Here is a 19261-nt window from a genome sequence, read left to right on the forward strand (position 1 = left end):
TCTATAAACTAAAAACCAGTTTCAAATAAAACAGTATTAAATTATTGATAACTTGAAAGCATGATTAATAATAATAAATCAACAAATGCTTTTCTGTAGATAACAAACACCAACTATTCAGAGCTTTTTTGTGCAAACCTATACCTTAAAATTCTTTTTTTTTGCAAGTTGTTTGATAGCATTATTCTTTTGCAATTCTTCAGCCTTTTCGCAGGTGGTATCCAATCAGGGTACCGAATTTTGGGTGCCATTTCCAACACACGTACCGGATTTTGATAAACAATTTAATGTTCTCCCGGCCCAAATCAGCATTTTTATCACAAGTGGCCAGGCGTCATCAGGCAAAGTTACCTGCGGTAGTTTTTCGGGCTCATTTACAGTTAGTGCTAATAAAGTCACAGAAGTTCAGGTACCGCGCAATGTTGCTTACATTAATAATACCGAAAGCGGCAAAGTACTACCCAACCGGGCAATACACATAACCGTAGATGCCGGAAAACCCAAAGTGGTGGTATATGCACACATTTTTGCAGGCCAGCGATCTGCAGCGTCACTGATACTTCCTGCCGAAAGTTTGGGCAACCACTACTATAGCATGAATTACAAGGAACATGACACCGAAGGACAAAACTACATTGCCATAATAGCTACTGAACCGCAAACTACCCTACACATTAAACGGGGCGCCACCGAACTGGTACCAGGTGGCATTACACTAAATAATGTAAATGACACATACGAATACTTAAGTAACGACGACCTCACCGGTGTAAGTGTGAGTATTGATGAAACCTCCTCTCAATGTAAACATTTCGCAATGTTCAGCGGTAGTTCCGGGGTCTATATCTCCCCCGCCGCTTGTACTGCAAAATCACTCGATCCGCTTTTTCAGCAATGCTACTCTGTCGAAAACTGGGGAAAACAATATGGTTACATCCCTTTCAGTATGAAAAGCTCTAATTTTCCAAACCCTGTACGAACAGCAGGCCAGTATATCAGGATACTCGCAGGCGATAAACCTGCCGATGTAAAGATTAACGGACAACACGTAGCGATGCTTCCGCCCGGAACTTTTTACACATCGCCCGATCCTCTTCCCGGACCAGCTATCATATCCGCTTCAGAACAGGTGATGGTTGCCCAGTTTGCACTATCCCAATCGTGCAGTAATATAAACGGCAATAATTATGGTTTTAGCGACCCCGACATGGTGTTTCTGAACCCAATCAATTACAGCATCGAAGATATTACGGTTTATTCATCAACCCGCGAAAACATTAGTGAACAATATTTGAATATTCTGATCCCATCGGCCGCCGCAACAAGCTTCCATGTTAACGGGCAGCTGCAGGAAGGCTTTTCGGCAATGCCACTACTGCCACAGTATAGTTACCTGCAGTTGGATCTGAAAAAGTTCAACACTTCCAATTTCCATCTTGCAGCAGATGCTGGCTTCAATGCAATTGCCTATGGCTTTGGCGATGTTGAATCATATGCATATTCAGCAGGTACGAATCTCGCATCCAAGCATTCGCTCTCCGGAATTAAAGCATCTACAGATTTACCGATTGACTCTGCCTGTTTAAATGACGACTTCTTTTTCAGACTAACGCTTCCTTATATTTCACCTAAAATATCATGGAAAATGGATAATTCCGAAGCGCCTGTTATACAGATTAATCCTGCTGCGACGCTGATTGATATTAAAGGCCGTAAAGCCTATACCTATAAACTCCCGAAAACGCCTGCTTACTCTTCAACAGGGGTTCACGAATACCAGGTCATTGCAGACTACCCTGCCTCTACAATAGATTGCGGCAATGGAAAACAGGTGATAAATGGTAGTTTCAAAGTAATCGGGTTGCCCTCGGCCTCATTTGATATGTTTCCTAATGACTGCAATTTTGACGTTAACTTTAAAAATACCGGCAACAAACCTGATGCCCCCCTTTCACTTTTATGGAATTTTGGCGATGAACTAAACCCCGTAACCAACACCGCAACCGATGATGCGCCACAACATACTTTTAGCAAAACGGGCACTTATACTGTAACACTTACCGTTAACGCTAATAACGGATGCAACGCGGTTTTAAAAAAGCAGTTAACTATAAAAAGCCGGTTCATGCCAGTTTTGGAGGAGGTGCCCAATAACTGCGAGGGCGAACTAGTCTTGTTCACCGATAAAAGCCAAAATACTCCCAACTTTGAGATAATGAGCCGCAGTTGGGATTTTGGAGATGGCGAGTCAACCAGTTCTTTATCGGCAACAATCACACACCGTTACAAAGCAGCAGGCACCTACAAGGTTAGGCTAATATTAAAAAGTACGCAAAACTGCGTCAGCGAAACAGCAGAACAAACCATCAGGATAAGCTCTAAACCAATACCTGAATTTGATTTACCCGACATTTGTGTTACCGATGGGACGGCCACTTTCATTAATAAAAGTAAACCCGGAAACGGAGAAACAACCGGGCTTACCTATAGCTGGCATTTCAATGACGATAATGCCACTACAGGAAACCCCAATGGATCGATCCTTACTAACCCGAAACACCTGTTTACAGCAGCAAAAGCCTATACAATTTCACTAACTGTTACATCATCCGGGGGGTGCGACTCAACAATTACCAAAACACTCACCGTAAACAGCTCGCCGAAAGCCGGTTTCAAAATACTTAACCCACAATCTGTTTGCAGCGGGCAACAGCTATTTCTGAAAGATTTATCATCGGTGACAGATGTCGGTTCAATATCCCGACTTGTTTGGTATTTCAATGCGGAAGAAGACCTCACCGATAAACTTGAGATCATACATCCCCAGGCAGGGCAAATTTACAGCCACATTTACGCTCAGTTTTACGGCCCTGTTCCTTCCATGCAACAGCGAATTAAATTGGTTGCCTATTCCGGTGATAAATGTTATGATGAATATTCGGAAAATATTAGCGTGTTTGCCATGCCTAAGCTTCAATTTGATCAATTAAATGATATTTGTTCAGATGCCGGCCCGGTACAAATTACCGGAGCTAAAGAAATTACCGGGCTTACTGGGGGAAATACCCTCTTTACCGGGTCAGGAACTTTAGCAAATGGTGTTTTTTTCCCTGACCATGCAGGAGTAGGATTACATACCTTAACCTATCATTTTGTCACAGCGTCCGGGTGCGCGGATTCCATTAGCAGGCAAATAAATGTGCTTGAACCTCCCGATGCTGCTTTACCATCCGAGGTTTATATCCTTAAAGGGAATGACCTTATCTTAAAACCTACATACCGCGGTCAAAACCTCAGTTATAAATGGAACCCGGCCATCAGCATTGATGACTACACAATAGCTACCCCAAGAGTTGCCCCGGTAAGCAGCACCACTTACCAGGTTGAGGTATCGAACGGTGTATGCGCTGCATATGCTCAAATCAACGTTAAAGTGCTGCTGCCCCCGGTTATCTATAATACCTTTACTCCTAATGGCGATGGTGTCAATGATCTTTGGGAGATTCCTAACCTTAAAGATTACCCAACAGCAACTGTTGCAATTTTTAACCGTTATGGCATAAAACTATACGGGAGCATCGGTTATTCACAGCCCTGGAATGGGCAGTATAACGGCAAGGACGTTCCAGCAGGTACTTATTATTATATTGTAAATCCGGGGAACGGGCAAAAAACTTATAGTGGTAATGTTACTGTCATTAGATAGGAATTGTTAGGTTACCGTCTCCAGAAAATTTAGTAACCTTAATGTCTTCGAATAATGCGATAATTCTATAAAATTCCGTTTTGCTGCCTTCAAACTTAAAAGTCACCCACGCTAATATTTAATATCAACCTATTATTTAAGATGAACTCCCTTGTGCTGCATTCCGACATCGTCATTTGGGTGGGTACAAGTTATTGTAATTCTCCAAATGCCAGGAATCCAAAAACACTTCCCGATCTTTGATCGGCTTAAACAGTTTATGAATTTCCTTTTTGAGCACATTCTTTGTGAGCTTCAATATGCGTCATTTCATTCCTTAAACTTACATTCAGAAATGTCATAAGTATTTTATCAAAAAGTTATAGATACCCAAGTAACTAAACGGCAACACCTGCAGTTTTTTAGCGAACATGTTCTTATAGAAATCCCATCGCGGACCATTGATCTCATCCAACCCCAGCTATGTAATAATAATACCAAGTGAGATAGCATTAATCCTTGGGCCGCGCTAAGTAATAAATATTATCATGCCTACTGCCCGACGAAAGCCACGGAATGCCATGTATCTATTTAAGTTTATCTTTCTATAACAGTTGATCATATGTCTCACGGGGCCAAAATGAAACAGTTACTTCCGTCCCAATATCCGATCTGGTGGTACCATCTTTAAAACATAGAAATAAATCAAAGGTCCAAAAGCCAATGAAAATTGCAGCGGTAACCAATTCCATCGCGGAAAATATGTCGTCAACTCAATAACATTACACACCCAAACCATCCACAAAACAATGGTTATCATGGCCAGAGCAGGGAAGCGGTTACCCACCCTGTGGATCCCTTTGCCAAACCATAAAAGCAGCGAAAAATTCAACCAGATAAATATGGTTCCGCTTGAAGCGAGGTCATAAAGATTGATATGGAATGTATACAGATTCAAGCGAATCTTTGCTTAATTACTTCCCAAATTTACATTTATCGATTGATGAGATTCTATTCCTTAATCTTAAAGCACCCTTGTAATGATAGGCTTTTTTAAGTTATATTGATTTATAGGATCAGACCGAAAAGTTGGGGGGGATAAAAGTCATGGATAGATTTTAGCAAGTCTGAATAGAAAAAAGGAAGTGTCTCTGACTCCTCTTAAAGTTGCCTGAAAGCTTTCACCCTCGCATTGGAAGATTCTGCAGATGCGTTTGTACTTCTGTTGTCGAAGAAGTTTAAAATAGATTCACAATGTTGATGAACAGATCTGGCTACAGTTTTAAAAGCGTCAATATTTGCCGTTTCCACATCATTATACCAGATAGCCAGTTTTTTAAAGGCTATCACTTTGGTTTTACAGGTTGTAAATATCTTACCTAAACCGATGGCAAGATCATAAGCTTTAAGTAATTCCGGATATCTGGTAAAAAGCAGATCAGCCCGCTCTTTTTGAGATAGTGTCCATTTCGACCGGTGTTTGAACAATAAGTAGCTGCTTCGGGCCAGTAATTGTTTTAAAGTATCGCCATTACTAAATACTTCGGGCTGATCGGGTTGTTTGTTTTTCCGGGCCTGTTCAATCAGCTCACTTTCCGCATCAAGAGCTTCCCAGCGATACTTTATTCTTGCTTCCTGTACAGCATCATAAGCCAGCTTCCGTACATGGAACCTATCTACCACACGCACAGCATAATTAAAACACCTGCGGATAGCTTTGATCATATTAGCCGCCATGTCCATCGTTACTTCCTTTATCTTATTCCTTGACCTTAAGGGTATTTTCTCCAGCGCAGCTATGATCCGCTCAGGTCCGGTGCCTTTGATCATCGCCACTATGGCTTTTTTATTCCCTTTGGCCTGTTTGTTAGCCACGATGGTATAGAGCTCCCGTTGCTTAACGCGGTTTCATCTATACTCAGATAAGGGCCTATGTTATCTGCAAACAGCATGCAGTGCTCTGCATGCTCTTTTTGATCTCAGCTGTGAAAATCACTTAGGTGGTCTTTGTATTGCTGCCCGAGCTGCTTGCCGTCTACCTGGTATAACCGGCCTAATAAATGGCTGCTGATCGGGTGATTATCCAAATATTCCTTTTAAAAAAATGCCGAATTCCGTTGTCATTCGCGCCCCTTTTTTTACCAAATCCCAATCTCTTGAGATGATATCCCCGCTCGTCTTTACTTCCCATCTGCGTCTTTTTATACACAAGGCTACTTATGGCCACGAATAGGAAAATCCTGAATTGCCGTCTCCGGCAAGAAGCCTTTCGACTCTAATTGTGATTTATCATAACCTGATGGCACCAAGTTCTTTTCTTCAAGATAGATATTCAATTGACCGTTCTCGGAGGAATGGACATCTGTAAGTTCAAAATAGTCTAAAAGGCCTTCTGGTAGGATTAAACGGACGAGGGTTTCGTATGCTGATGACAAGTGGATGCCTGTTGAGTTTTATTTCGACAAAGCAAACACTTTTTTTATTCCCCCACAATTTTTCTGCTTGATCCGATTTATATATCAATAGAACGTTTCATAAAAAAAGTTGTCAACTTTGTTGACAACTTGCCTAAAATTGTACCCTAAACCGGAGTCGAACCGACACGATTTCCGATGCGCGTTAGCGACCAGCGCATCTTTGAATTCCTTTGTTTTAGTTTTGCAGTTTTTTATATTTTAAAATAGTTATCTTTATTTACTAAGCACAAGCGATTTGATTTTTTCTGGGTGATCTATTAGGTTACCTCAAATTGAATAAAAATACAAAGCATTGATTTACAGCTGACGTTGGACAAGTTATTGTTCCCTCCCTCTCCGCTTAACCAATTAAGGCCCGGCAATAGCTGGGCTTTGGTGTTTTATAACCTCGACAAAAAATCCGGATATGTTCTAAATCTCTTCGCCCATTTCAAAACACTTTGACAACAGCACATATAGACGTGAAAATCATTTAATATTAGCGGTTGCAGTCGGTGAGCTTTATGTTACACCGGTAAATGAAAAACATTTTCTTTTCCTACTTTAGGAGCAGCGCTTATTGTAGTGCATGTTATGGCGAAAATAAAAAATGCCCTTTCTTATTACACAGAAATCAACGATTTTCTGGCTTCTATTCCATGGCCCGCACGAACAACCGATCCAGACTTTTACTGTTTGAGGCTAAAACCCCTCGATCAGGATCTGCAGGTATACCGCCCGCCTTTTAAACGTTCATTTTACTTTTTCGCACTGCTATCCAATTCCGGCAAGGTTGAGGTTAACTATGGCGATCAGACGGTTCATAACCCGGATTCCTATCTCGTTTTTCATTCTCCCAACCTCGTATATAGTTTTGCTCATAACAATGCCTTGAAGGGGTATATAATCTATTTTACGCAGGAGTGTTTCTCATTCTTCAAACCGGACTTCCATCAGCAGTTCTCTTTATTCGACCCGCTGCATACTAACCTGTTCAAGTTTGACCACGCTGTATTTGACCACCTCGCACCACATTTTGAAGCTGTATTTACTTCTTATGAAAGATCGGCCAGGGAACAACATATTGAAGCAAAGATAAAGTTACTTGGCCTGCTCTATTACCTGGAAGACTTTGCGTTAGAAAACAAAAAGGATATTCCCCGGGCTACAGCGCAGCAAGTACTGTTGCGTAAATTTATTCAGTTGATTGATAACCACTACATCCATAAGCGCACCGTGCAGGAATACGCAGATCTGCTCTCTGTCACCGCTAACCATCTCTCCCGATCTGTAAAGCATGTTTCTGGCAAAAATGCGCTTACTTTTATTGCCGAACGCCTGGCCGGCGAAGCCAGATCGCTTATTCAATACACCGACTTTTCGGTCGCTGAAATTGCCTATCAACTCAACTTTTCAGACCCAACTAATTTTGGCAAATTCTTCAAAAAGCAGGTAGGTGTGTCGGCTTCAGAATTCCGGAAACGACGCAGGAATTAAATTGACCAGTTTATCCAAGTTTTCGACTAAATCGTCTGCATCAGTTTTAGTTTTTTTGTTCTCGCAATCGTTAACATTAAAAATTTAACTTTATGGACCATAATTCGGCTGTGGATGTTTACATAGCTAACTCAGAAGATTTTGCAAAACCGATCCTTGAGCATTTACGAAGGCTTATTCATGAAAATTGCCCGGGTGTTAAAGAAACAATAAAATGGAGCTTGCCTCATTTTGATTACAATGGTGACAATATGTGTGTAGCGGCTTCCTATAAAAATCATTGCTCTTTCACATTCCTGAAGGCGGAACTGATGACTGATCCGCGCCTAAAGGCGAATAAAGACTTAAAGCCGGTCCAAAGATTTTTGGGTAAGATAACAAAGCTATCGGATCTGCCGCCTGATGATGAACTTATAGCTATGCTTAAAGAAGCCATACAGATAAACCAAAAAGGTATTAAAATAAAGAGAGAGAAGCCGGGATCTGATAAACCAAGGGTTTTGGAAATACCCGATTACCTGCTTGCCGCGTTAGCATCTAAGCCCGAAGCAAAAGAGATTTTTGAAAGTAAATCTAACTCTTTCCGCAAGGAGTATATTGTTTGGATTACCGATGCAAAAACCGACGAAACACGGCAAAAAAGAATCAATGAAGCGTTAGAATGGATTGCTGAAGGAAAAGGCAGGTTTTGGAAACACCAAAAATAGACATTTAAGCGATTGCTCCTCAACGCCTGAGCGCCTCAATCATCCCTGCTGCGTTCTTATTTTCAGGATCGATTTCCAGTGCTTTTTTATAGTTAAGCAAAGCCTGTTCTTTATCATTCTTGCTTTGAAAAGCTTGCCCGATAAGTTCATATGCATAAGATTTATCTCCAGCCCTTGCCGGCAATTCGGCTACCAGGCGGTAGATGCGGATGGCATCATCATAGTGCGCACGGCGGCCCACATATTTTCCGGTGCTAATGAGATCGCCTATCTCGAAGCTAAAATCATATTTGTCCTGATGATATGCTTTCAGTTCATGATAGTAAGCTAAACCGCTGTCGGCGCTGGTCAGCATCTTCTCCCTGATCTCCAGGTAAAAAGATTTCTTAGGCACGATTACCGGTTTGTTTTGCAGAACATTCATCAGTGCGGTTTTAAGTGGGAGCACTTTCATCTGCTGGTTATTTGTCATCATCACAATGGTGATGCTATCGGGCAGCCAGCTGTAAATAGTAGCCTCATAGTTGCTGTTGGAGCCCTGATGCTGATGCCAGATGAGTTTGCCATTCTTAAAACCGGTTGAACCCAGACTGCTTTCTCCGCCCGGAAAATTAACTGCCAGTTCGGCTAAAGATTTCTCTGACAAAATCCTGTAATGCTCCAGCGCTTGTGTCCATTTGTACAAATCGTCTATAGGCAGACGCACCCAACCGCTCATTACCTGGCCGTAAGGTGTATTTTGTCCGTTGTTGTCAAAAGCCTGCGCCATCCCCGGCGAACCTACAGGATAATCTACCACTGCATGGCTCATACCTGCCGGTTCAAAAATGTTTTTTGCCAGGAATTGGGCATAGCTATTTTTGCTAACCTTTTCAATAATGCGCATTTGCAGGTAAACATTGGCGTGATTGTAGATGTAGCCGGTGCCCGGAGCAAGCGCAAGTTCTTTCACAGACCGGAGATAGTTATATAAGGCCGAATCTGTATCGCCTGCTGTTGACGGCGGCAGCGGAATGCCGCTGGTATAATTAATAATGTGCCTGATCTTTACCTGCCTGGCCCAGTTCGGAAATTCGGGAAAATAGGCGGACAAGGGATCATCCAGCGAAAGCTTGCCCTTTTCTTTTAGTATCATGATACCCGCACCGTTAAACTCTTTGCTAACCGAACCGATATCAAACCGCAGGGAATCATGCAGCGGGGTAGTTTTGTTGCCGTTGGCAAAACCCAATGAATGGCGGTAAATGATATTGCCGCCCTTTGCAACCAGGATGTTGCCATTATAAATGCCTCGCTGATAGGCCAGCTGCATTACAGAATCTATACGTTGTGTTAAAGACTGGGCTTCGCTTAAAACAGCGTTCGTGCCGATAAGGAGCAGGATAATTAATCTCTTCATATGGTGGATTAAAGACGTTTCATTTTTCAAAACGTTACCGTTCTGCTCAACTTTCCGGATAAGTTTATATCAACATGTGTTGGGTTTTAAGTCATAAATATTTTGCGATTAAAGAGATAATTGACTGCAAGCTATACCATCGCATCAGGCGACGATATACAAGCACAAAAAAAGCCGCCCACAAGCGTGGGCGGCTCCTCAATCAACTATTATCTGGTATCTCACTTTACATCCCAGAAGATCTTTGTTGTACGTGTATCTTTTGCTTTTACATCATTATAATGACTGTTAAAACCAGTTTCGATACTTGGATATACCAAGCGGGTTGGCGGCGTAGTATAGTTAGAAAGTTTACCTGTAGTTGGGAAATTCAATACCGGATATTTTGTACGCCTGTATTCGCTCCAGGCCTGAGTGCCTTGCATAAAGCCGAAATGCGCCCATTTCTGTGTCCATATTTTTGCCAGCTTTTGGGTTTGTGTACCTGTATAAGCTACAGAAGCCGAGCTCAGCAAAGCAGTGATATCAGCTGCGTTTAAAGTTGGCTTACTACCGGTACCTAAGCTGTTCAGATAAAAATAGTAGTAGACAGACTGACTTACCGCTGTTTCATAAGCAGCTTTAGCATCACCGCCGCCCCAACGCTCAAAAGCCTCAGCTTTCAGGAAGTTAACTTCAGGCGCAGTTATTACGATACCCGGAAGTTTGTTATTGGTTAAGAAAGTGGTTGAATCAACTACTGAATATTTCGCAGCTTCAGTTGATGCCTGTTCGCTTGTAAAAGTTACTGGCATTGCCTGGTATGTTTTGTTGCCGTTTTTATCGTACAATACCGGGATCCTTGGATCATTAGCCGGTAACAATACGGTATTTAACAGGTAATCTGGCGCATAGTTACTGCCACCTTCGGTAAGCGCGTTTTGTAACGACCCGGTGTAAGTAGTTAATGGTGTTAATAAAACGTCAGTAGCCGCCGGGCTGTAAGCTGCAACGTTACCGCCATCAATCAATGGATACGATGTTGGATCAGCCAGCATTTTGGCTACCTCAGCTTTTGAACCAGCTTCGTCATAAAAAGACATACGCATCAGCATACGCAAGCGGATAGAGTTAGCATACCTTCTCCATTTATCAACACTGCCACCTAACAAGATATCCTGTTGTGTAAATGCCTTGCTTGACTGGCCAGATAAAGTAGCAGTTTTAAAATATGTTGAAGCAGCATCCAAACCAGCAATGAAGCTTTTGTAAAGCGCTATCTGGTCGTCAAATTTAGGATTTTTCACAGCAGCGCTTGTTTCAAGACTTCCTGCCTCGCTGAATGGGATATCACCCCAGCAATCAACCATTTCTGATGCCTGATCATATAAAACCACTCGGGCAGCATTCATGATCACATCATTAGTTGCCTTATCCGTTGCCGACATTTGGTTATAGGTAATTTCCATGGTGCGGTATAAAGCCATTACACCATTAGCCGAACCATTTGGATGATAAAAATCTTCCCAGCGGTTGCCCATGTATCCGTCATTAGGCTGATATACGGTATTGGTATTAGGCAGGAAACATGTTTGTGAAAAATCAGCTGTGGCCGTTAACACAAACGTTCTGTAATGCCAGTACTCAGCCCTTACCCTGGTATTATTCAACATACCGGTAAACATGTACGGGATAGTTACCACTGATGTTTTTTCCGGGTTGTTAAATTTCTCGTCGATGCTTTTTTTGCAGCTTCCCAATGATAAAGCAAGCAAAAACGCGTATCCTATATTTTTAAAATTCTTTTTCATAATTAATGACTTGTACTATTAAAAATTCGCGTTTAATGAAAAACCAAAACTCCTGGTAGCAGGTGATGAACCTTCATCCACACCTTGCCTGTACCATTTATCACCAATCGGCGCTTCCGGGTCAAGGTTTTTAAGTGTGCGGTATACATACAATAAGTTTCTTCCTACTAAAGAGAACCTTAAGTTGTTCAGGTGCAGCGCTTTGTTTACGCTTGCAGGCAATCTGTAACCCAACACAACTTCGCGCAATTTCACATAGTTGTTTTTAAATACTGCATTCTCGTTTACAGAGTTTTCGCCCCAGTCATAAGTATTCAGGTAGTATGAAGCAGCGTCCACAATCGTAGTGTTTTTCTCTCCGTTTTCATTTACGCCCGGCAGTATAACACCGTCGTTATAGGTTTTGCCACCGTTTGGCGCAGTTCCTAAATGTTTACCGCCATTGCCATCAATGTAATAAGCTAAACCGCCATGAGCGGCATCACGATACTGTAAAGTACTTTCATACATACCTGCAGCAGTACCATATTTTAATGGGTTTGACACCATTTTACCGCCAAAACGGTAATCAACCAATACATCCAAAGAGAAACCTTTATAGTTGAAAGTGTTGGCAATACCACCTACAATTTTTGGCTGTATATTACCTACGTTCACATATTTTGATTTATCAATAGTGTATAAACCATCGCTGTTCACAATCTTGTTGCCATTAGCGTCTTTGGCTATCGGGTAAACCAATATGTTACCTATAGGCTGATTTGGCTGGGCCACAACCAATAATGCAGATTGATCACCTGTGTAGAAGGTAAGCCTATCAAAACCTGGTGCGAGGTTATTTACTTTAGAGTGGTTAACAGCAAAATTTAAACGCACATCCCAGTTAAATTTACCGGTTATCGGTTTACCGCTGAAGCCAACTTCCAAACCATCGCTGTGTAAGGTTGCAGCATTAGCTAATAAGCTTGAAGCACCTGTTGTTGGCGCAACGTTAAGCGCCATGATTACGTTTTTAACCTGGTTACTATAGTAAGTGAAATCAAAGCCCAAGCGGTCTCTTAGGAAACGGGCCTCCAGGCCATATTCCTGTTCGTATTTCATCTCTGGTTTTAACTGCAGGTTACCATAAGTAGCATCAAAAGTAAGCTGAGTTACTGAACCATTTTGTGTTTGTAATGATGATTGGTTATACAACACGTTAGGAACATATCTTGGTGCTTTGTTACCAACCACACCGTATGATGCCCTTAATTTTCCATAGCTGATAAATTCAGGCATTTTAAACGCGTCTGTAAATATGAAGCCCGCGTTTACCGATGGATAAAAATAGGTGTTGTTTTGTGTTGGAAGTGTTGAAGCTGATTCGTTACGTGCAGTACCTTCTAAAAACAAGTAGTTTTTGTAGTTAAAGTTCAAGATTCCGAAAAATGCCTGGCTTTTCAGGTAACCACGGGTTGCACTTGTATTTGGCACACCGTATGAGTTAGAGATAGAAAAGAAGTTTTCGGTAACCAAACCACCATTAGTACCAGAAGATTGGTCGCGGTAAGTTTCGGTGCGCGAAGTATAACCACCACTAACGGACATGCTCAGGTCCTTGGTCAATTTTGGAGAATAGGTTAACAATAAGTCACCGTAAGTACCCGAATATTGCGCCTTAGAAACACCATAATAACCAGTGCTTGATGAACCGTTAAATGCAGTAGGATATTCGTTGTATTGTTGTGATTCTGTATTACGGCCGGTATAATCACTGCCGATACGTCCACGGAACTTTACATTTTTAAGTACGTCCCAGTTTAAAGTAGCGCTGGTGATCAAACGGTTTTCGTTTTCATCTTCGCTGTTCTTTAACTGTGTCCAGAAAAAGTCCATAATATCCGCGCCGCTCATATTGTATTTGAAAGCCTCGGCCGGGTTCCTCGCTGCGTTGGCAAGGGTTACGTATTTATAACCTTCAGATGTTTGGTAGTTATCCAGCAATACATCAGCTTTTTCCGAACGGTTTAAGAAGCCACCAAAGTTGGCTAAAACGCGGCCCAACTGATACGGGCGGTTATGAGTTAAAGTATTTACGTAGCTCGCAACGATATCTGCGCTGATCTTATTACTTAACTTAACAGTGGTATTTAAGTTAAACGAGTTTTTTTGTTGTTTTTGACCGCGCTGTATGCCTGTATAATCCAAACGGGTTGCCGACAAACGGTAGTTAATATTATCTGTTTGGTTTGAGATAGCGATGTTGGCGTTTGAGCTATAACCTGTTTGAAATAGATCTTTGTAGTTATTAGGCTGAGGGCTGTAATCCCTGATCTCGCCATCCCACCACCTGATTTTCTGACCTTCCATTTTAGGGCCAAATTGTGCATATGAGCTAAAACGCGGCCTGTAACCGGTTGGTGAATTAGGATCAGCTAACCAGCCATCTTCAGTGAAACCGCCGGCAAGGTTGGTAGCACGGTCATAACCAGGACCGTAAACATTTTGAAAATTTGGAGTGAAAGCCACTTGCTCTGCAGTACCTACATAGTTGAAATCAACACCAAGGCCTCTTGATTTTGAACCTTTTTTGGTTGTGATCACGATAGCACCGCTCGTAGCGTCAGATCCGTAAAGCGCTGTCGCACTCGCGCCTTTTAACACGGTAAGGCTTTCAATATCCTGTGGGTTAATATCCAGGATCCCGTTACCCCTGATCCGCTGATCAGACCAGTAACCATCGTTATTTGAACCACCTGCACCTGTCTCGCTGTTATTACGGATAATAACACCATCTACAACGTACAGGGGTTGCGTGTTATAGTTAAGTGAGTTGATACCGCGGATCTGCACGTTCACCGCACTGCTTGAACCACCCGGGGCCGTAGTGATTTTAACACCAGGAGCTTTACCGTACAATGCCGAAGCAAAGTTAGTATTACCGGCCTCAGTTAACTGCTTCGCTGTAATGGTGGTAGTAGCATAACCCAGGGATTTTTCCTGGCGTTTGATACCGAATGAGGTAACTACCACTTCATTTAATTCGCCTTTACCTGCAGCCAGTGTTACGTTGATCACGGCGTTGTCGCCAACGGTAACTTCTTTTGCTGTATAGCCTACAGATGAAAATTTAAGCACTGCACCTTTAGCCACTTTAATGCTGTATGCACCGTTTATGTTGGTTTGTACACCGGTTGTTGTACCAACAACCAACACGGTTACACCCGGTAAAGGCCCGGCGTCATCGCGCACCACTCCCGTAACATTGGTTTGGGCAAATAAATTTGCCGAGATAAAAAGGGGCAGTAGCAGGACCACCCACCTTTTCAAGTTTAGATAAAATTGTTGCATGAAAATTGATTAATTGAGTTAAAAAAAAGACCTTGAATATGTTTATGTCGGCTCGGAAATATTGGCCTGCGGATTAAGTTTATATAGATTTTCAATCACCGTGGTTACGCCTCCTAACAGTTGCGCGTTATTGCCCAGGTTTGAAACCGCCAATTGGGTGTAGGTGGTTAAGTGGGGAATGCAGTGCTCGTTCATGGCCTGCTGAATGGGGCTGAGCCATAATTTGCCGATAACGCTCCCCTTCCCGCTTAAAATGATGCTCTCGGGATTCATTAAATGCAGCAATATCGCCAGGCCCTGACCAATAAAATAAGCTGCCTCGGCAATAATTTTTATTGCAAAGGCATCACCTTTAAGTGCTTCATCAATGATATTATCTGCCGATACGGTATCGTATTTTAGGAGGCTGCTAACCTGCCCGTGTTTCAGGCCTTCAGCAGCTTTAGCTTCAATAGCCAGCAAAGAAGCTTCTGTTTCCAGGCAGCCCTGCTTACCGCATGAGCATAGTTTTCCGTTTTTATGAAGCGGCAAATGGCTAAACTCTCCCGCAAAACCACTGTGCCCTTTAAATATCTCTTTATTGATGATCATCCCCAAACCAACGCCCCAGCCCAGGTTAATGATCATGGAATTATTACGGGCAATAGGGAGCCCAAATTTTTGCTCGGCCAGGGCTATGGCCGTCGAGTCGTTTTCAATAAACACAGGTAGTCCGGCTTGTTTGGCAATGTAGGTTACCAATGTTTCTTCCGGAGCTTTAAGAAAGCTCAGGTTATTACCCAAAAACGCGTCAATAAACCCAGGCATGGTAATCCCTATAGCCAAAAATTTATCTTGTGGCAATCCTGAATTAACAACTACAGCTTTGATACAGGCTATCAATGAATGGATAGCATCCTTGTTATCGCCCAGTTTTAATTCAAACTCCTGCACCTCTCCCACAAACTCATTATTCATATTGACAATTACAATTCTTGTCAAAAACTGGTTCATAGCTGCCGAAATAATAAAGCCGGTATCAGCTATCAATGAATAAGTTGCGGGCTTTCTGCCCCCGCTTGACGCCCTTATACCTACTTCCTTTACAATATCCAACTTCATCAAATCGGCTATCCCTTTGGTCACATAAGGAATGCTTCGGCCAGTATAAATACTCAGGTCGTTAAGAGAAGCTGTTTTACTGTAATACAGCCCTTTGATGAGGTCAATATGCTTAAGAAACATGCGGCAGGGGTTTATATCTGCATATTTAAATAAATTAATTTAATAAAGAAAGAAAACTTTTTATTTTTTTTAAAAAGTATCTAATAGATTTATAAAAGCAATAATTACTTTTGAAAATGAGAAGAAATCTATCACGCCTTTTTATGGTATTTTTTACCATGTTATACAGTGGTTACGCGCAGGCGCAACACCGTGTAAATCCTGATGAGATCAAAGAAAAAATGCAATGGTTCGCCGATGGTAAGCTGGGCATATTTATTCATTACGGCATTTATTCTGTAAAAGGGATAGATGAAAGCTGGAGTTTTCATAACAAAAAGATCAGCTATCCTGATTATATGAACCAGCTAAAAGGCTTTACGGCAAATCAATATCATCCAGATGAGCTGGCAGAGCTGATTAAAGAAAGTGGTGCCCGCTATGCTGTAATGACTACTAAACATCATGATGGTGTAGCTTTATGGAACAGCAAATACGGTCCGCTGAATGTAGTAAAAAAGACTCCCGCCAAAAAAGACCTGTTAAAACCGTTGTACGATGCCTTGCGTGCACGTGGTGTAAAAGCTGGCGCCTACTTTTCGCTGATAGATTGGAGCCATGCCGATTATCCGGGCTTTTTGAAAGATAGCAGCAGGTACCAGGTAAATGCGCAGCCGGCGAAATGGGCAAAATATTTAACCTTTATGAACGGACAACTGGATGAACTGGCCAAACAATATAACCCCGACCTTTGGTGGTTTGACGGCGATTGGGAACATAGTGCCCAAGAATGGAACGCATCAGCCATCAGACAAAAACTGTTAAGCTACAATCCCAACGCGATCATAAACGGACGCTTGCAGGGATTCGGTGATTATGATACCCCTGAGCAAAACTTCCCTGTATCAAGGCCTAATTACAAATGGTGGGAACTTTGTATGACCATTAACGATAACTGGGGCTATCAGCCACAGGACACGAATTTTAAAACCCCTTATGAGATCATCAGCATTTTTACTGATGCCGTAAGCTACGGTGGAAATTTACTACTGGATATTGGCCCTAAGGGCGATGGCAGTATCCCTCCGCAGGAAGTGAACATGCTTAAAGAACTGGGTGCATGGAACAAGAAAAACGGCGAAGGCGTTTTTAATACCATAGCAGGCATGCCACAAGGGCATTACTATGGTGCAAGTACCCTGTCAAAAGATTCGACCACTGTATACTTGTTTGTTCCGGCTAAAACAAGTGCGCCGGTATTGGTGAAAGGCTTAAAAAACAACATCAAAAAAATAACGGTTCTTGGGAGCGATACGCCGCTAACGTATAAAATCGTCGGCAAAATTTCATGGAGTGCGGTACCGGGCTTATTGTACATCCCAATTCCCGAAAACCAGCAGGATAAATATATGTCGGTAATAAAAATTGAGCTTAACGGCAAGCTTGACCTTTATCGTGGCAAAGGAGGATTTCTCACCAATGAGTAACAGGAAAGCGAAAGGCAGAAAGCCTAAAGCTTAAATATTCGTACGCCAGTTCTTTACTGATCCTGATATCAATTTATCAAAAGCCTGTAATCAATTGCAGGCTTTTGTTTTTAATCTACTCTCAATCGGGCCCCAACCCACCATTTATTATGCGGATAAACCGTATCAGGAAAAAAAAATTAAATTTTTTTTTCCATTAAAACAGCTCCTCCAACCGCGAAGTGCCATTGCGGACAAAGCGTATCGACATCATCACATCTTGCTTTTAATCAATACTTTACAATAATTTTGTTTCATCAAACCAATTATCCGGCACCTTCTTAAAACAACGGTAAAACCTAATGCAAGGCAATAACACGCCTCGTAACCTTAAGCTTTTTGTTTTATAAGTTATGCCGGTGAAACCAATTGTAAATTAAAAACCAATTTATGAACAGCAAACCAAAAACTACCTTTGCAACCCTGCTGGGCCTGGCCTTTTTTGTGGCGTTATTTTTTACTTATTGCACTAAAAAACAAGTCTCGCCGGCGGCGACAAGCAACGATGCTACCTCACCGGCATTAAAAACCCAGGCTACCGGCTTTATCCATCCCGGCATTCTCAACACGCAGCAAACGCTTGATTATGTGGGGCAGCAAGCCAATTCAAATGATGCGAACCGGCTTGCGGCTTACCAGTTTGTGCTCAACTATTGCAACAACCACAGCCCCAGCGGCGCCTACAAAGCCACTGTACAGGTTGCCGGCGGCGTTACCACGCCCGATGAAATTGCTTTTAAAGGCGATGCTTTGTTAAGCTATGCCCTGGCACTACGCTGGGCTAAAACCGGTAACGCTTCATATGCAACTACCGTAAAACAAATACTCGATGGCTGGGCCAATAGCTTTCAAAACTTCAGCGTAACCGGCTCACAGCCTAACCAGGCTTCGCTTGAGGCTTCATGGGCAGCACCGACATTTGCTGCAGCAGCCGAAATCATCAAATATTATATCCCGGCCAGTGGCGTTGGCGGCGGCTGGACTACAGCCGAAAATACCCAGTTTGTAAACTTTCTGAACAACATGAAAGATAATTACATCAATAACGTGCCCAACTTTAACAACAACTGGAACGTATCTGCCGGATATGCAAAAATGGCTATCGGTGTGTTTGAAGATAGCCAAACTGTATACCAAAACGGCATTACTGCTGTAAAAACTGTATTGCCCAATGTAATTGCCTCAGATGGCTCGATGAACGGCGAGATCTGCGGCTCGCACAATGATTATGTGCATTATCAGTACTCACTTACCGGTTTAAGCTATGCCGCCAACATTGCAGGCATCCAGGGGGATTTGTCAATTTACTCGGCAAGCAGCAGTCGCCTGTTAACCGGGTTTAATTACCAATACAAGCTGATGCACGGCACAGTATCGCCGCCATGCTCACCTAACGGTAATGTAAACAACCCCATCTGGCCGGGAATTGAAGTGGCTAATCGTCATTACGGCACTACCGAAACCAGTTACATCGCCAGCAATTATGTATGCGACAGTAACGGCCTGCCTAATGGAGATATCGGTTTCCTATGCTGGACAAACTACACCCATAACAATGTGCCAACCACATTTTAATAAAGCATTCGCTTAATAAAAATTTTATCCCGGCTGCTCCGTTTTTGACTGACCTCATTTAACGGAGCGGCTTTTTTTGCTTCATACAGATTG

The 19261-nt window shown here is 42.4% G+C and carries 10 protein-coding genes and 1 pseudogene; 5 read left to right on the forward strand and 6 right to left on the reverse strand.

Translation table 11 applies throughout. The annotated features are described in order from the left end of the window. The first annotated feature begins 172 nt into the window (after window positions 1-172). Complete coding sequence (locus ACEN82_RS22815) at window positions 173-3706, forward strand: PKD domain-containing protein (protein ID WP_413320098.1); 3534 nt, start codon at window positions 173-175, stop codon at window positions 3704-3706. A gap of 1140 nt (window positions 3707-4846) precedes the next feature. On the opposite strand, the gene ACEN82_RS22820 is transcribed toward ACEN82_RS22815, so the two are convergent. Together ACEN82_RS22820 and ACEN82_RS22825 are read right to left on the reverse strand one after the other, a co-directional pair. Then, window positions 4847-5560 (reverse strand): ISAon1 family transposase, encoded by a 714-nt coding sequence (locus ACEN82_RS22820; RefSeq protein WP_413320096.1) that lies wholly within the window; start codon window positions 5558-5560, stop codon window positions 4847-4849. A 204-nt stretch (window positions 5561-5764) separates the two neighbouring features. Beyond that, window positions 5765-6120 (reverse strand): annotated as a pseudogene (locus ACEN82_RS22825) (ISAon1 family transposase N-terminal region protein). A 615-nt stretch (window positions 6121-6735) separates the two neighbouring features. On the opposite strand from ACEN82_RS22825, the gene ACEN82_RS22830 reads away from it, so the two are divergent. After that, a complete protein-coding gene (locus ACEN82_RS22830) occupies window positions 6736-7638 on the forward strand; it encodes a helix-turn-helix domain-containing protein (RefSeq protein ID WP_090530848.1) in 903 nt (300 codons plus the stop codon). Window positions 7639-7730: 92 nt separating this feature from the next. Further along, window positions 7731-8345 carry a YdeI/OmpD-associated family protein gene (locus ACEN82_RS22835; protein WP_090530852.1) on the forward strand — a complete coding sequence of 205 codons (615 nt, stop codon included), beginning with the start codon at window positions 7731-7733 and terminating at the stop codon, window positions 8343-8345. A 19-nt stretch (window positions 8346-8364) separates the two neighbouring features. On the opposite strand, the gene ACEN82_RS22840 is transcribed toward ACEN82_RS22835, so the two are convergent. From ACEN82_RS22840 to ACEN82_RS22855, 4 genes are all read right to left on the reverse strand, one after another. Continuing rightward, window positions 8365-9744 (reverse strand): serine hydrolase domain-containing protein, encoded by a 1380-nt coding sequence (locus ACEN82_RS22840; RefSeq protein ID WP_413320093.1) that lies wholly within the window; start codon window positions 9742-9744, stop codon window positions 8365-8367. A 221-nt stretch (window positions 9745-9965) separates the two neighbouring features. Further along, window positions 9966-11534: a SusD/RagB family nutrient-binding outer membrane lipoprotein gene (locus ACEN82_RS22845; RefSeq protein ID WP_413320091.1), complete on the reverse strand. Its 1569-nt coding sequence runs from the start codon at window positions 11532-11534 to the stop codon at window positions 9966-9968. A gap of 18 nt (window positions 11535-11552) precedes the next feature. Next, window positions 11553-14864, reverse strand: coding sequence for a SusC/RagA family TonB-linked outer membrane protein (locus ACEN82_RS22850; RefSeq protein ID WP_413320089.1), 3312 nt, complete (start codon window positions 14862-14864; stop codon window positions 11553-11555). Window positions 14865-14906: 42 nt separating this feature from the next. Next, window positions 14907-16088, reverse strand: coding sequence for an ROK family protein (locus tag ACEN82_RS22855; RefSeq protein ID WP_413320087.1), 1182 nt, complete (start codon window positions 16086-16088; stop codon window positions 14907-14909). A gap of 116 nt (window positions 16089-16204) precedes the next feature. On the opposite strand from ACEN82_RS22855, the gene ACEN82_RS22860 reads away from it, so the two are divergent. After that, window positions 16205-17554 carry an alpha-L-fucosidase gene (locus ACEN82_RS22860; RefSeq protein ID WP_413320085.1) on the forward strand — a complete coding sequence of 450 codons (1350 nt, stop codon included), beginning with the start codon at window positions 16205-16207 and terminating at the stop codon, window positions 17552-17554. A gap of 429 nt (window positions 17555-17983) precedes the next feature. Next, entirely contained in the window at window positions 17984-19168 is a 1185-nt protein-coding gene (locus tag ACEN82_RS22865) for an alginate lyase family protein (protein WP_413320083.1), read from the forward strand. Window positions 19169-19261: the final 93 nt, after the last annotated feature.

The organism is Mucilaginibacter sp. Mucisp73 (genome assembly GCF_059491465.1).

Coding starts and splice junctions, on each gene's coding strand:
- ACEN82_RS22850 (WP_413320089.1), bottom strand. CDS start 14,864: ATGCAACAATTTTATCTAAACTTGAAAAGGTGGGTGGTCCTGCTACTG.
- ACEN82_RS22835 (WP_090530852.1), top strand. CDS start 7,731: ATGGACCATAATTCGGCTGTGGATGTTTACATAGCTAACTCAGAAGAT.
- ACEN82_RS22845 (WP_413320091.1), bottom strand. CDS start 11,534: ATGAAAAAGAATTTTAAAAATATAGGATACGCGTTTTTGCTTGCTTTA.
- ACEN82_RS22830 (WP_090530848.1), top strand. CDS start 6,736: ATGGCGAAAATAAAAAATGCCCTTTCTTATTACACAGAAATCAACGAT.
- ACEN82_RS22865 (WP_413320083.1), top strand. CDS start 17,984: ATGAACAGCAAACCAAAAACTACCTTTGCAACCCTGCTGGGCCTGGCC.
- ACEN82_RS22840 (WP_413320093.1), bottom strand. CDS start 9,744: ATGAAGAGATTAATTATCCTGCTCCTTATCGGCACGAACGCTGTTTTA.
- ACEN82_RS22855 (WP_413320087.1), bottom strand. CDS start 16,088: ATGTTTCTTAAGCATATTGACCTCATCAAAGGGCTGTATTACAGTAAA.
- ACEN82_RS22860 (WP_413320085.1), top strand. CDS start 16,205: ATGAGAAGAAATCTATCACGCCTTTTTATGGTATTTTTTACCATGTTA.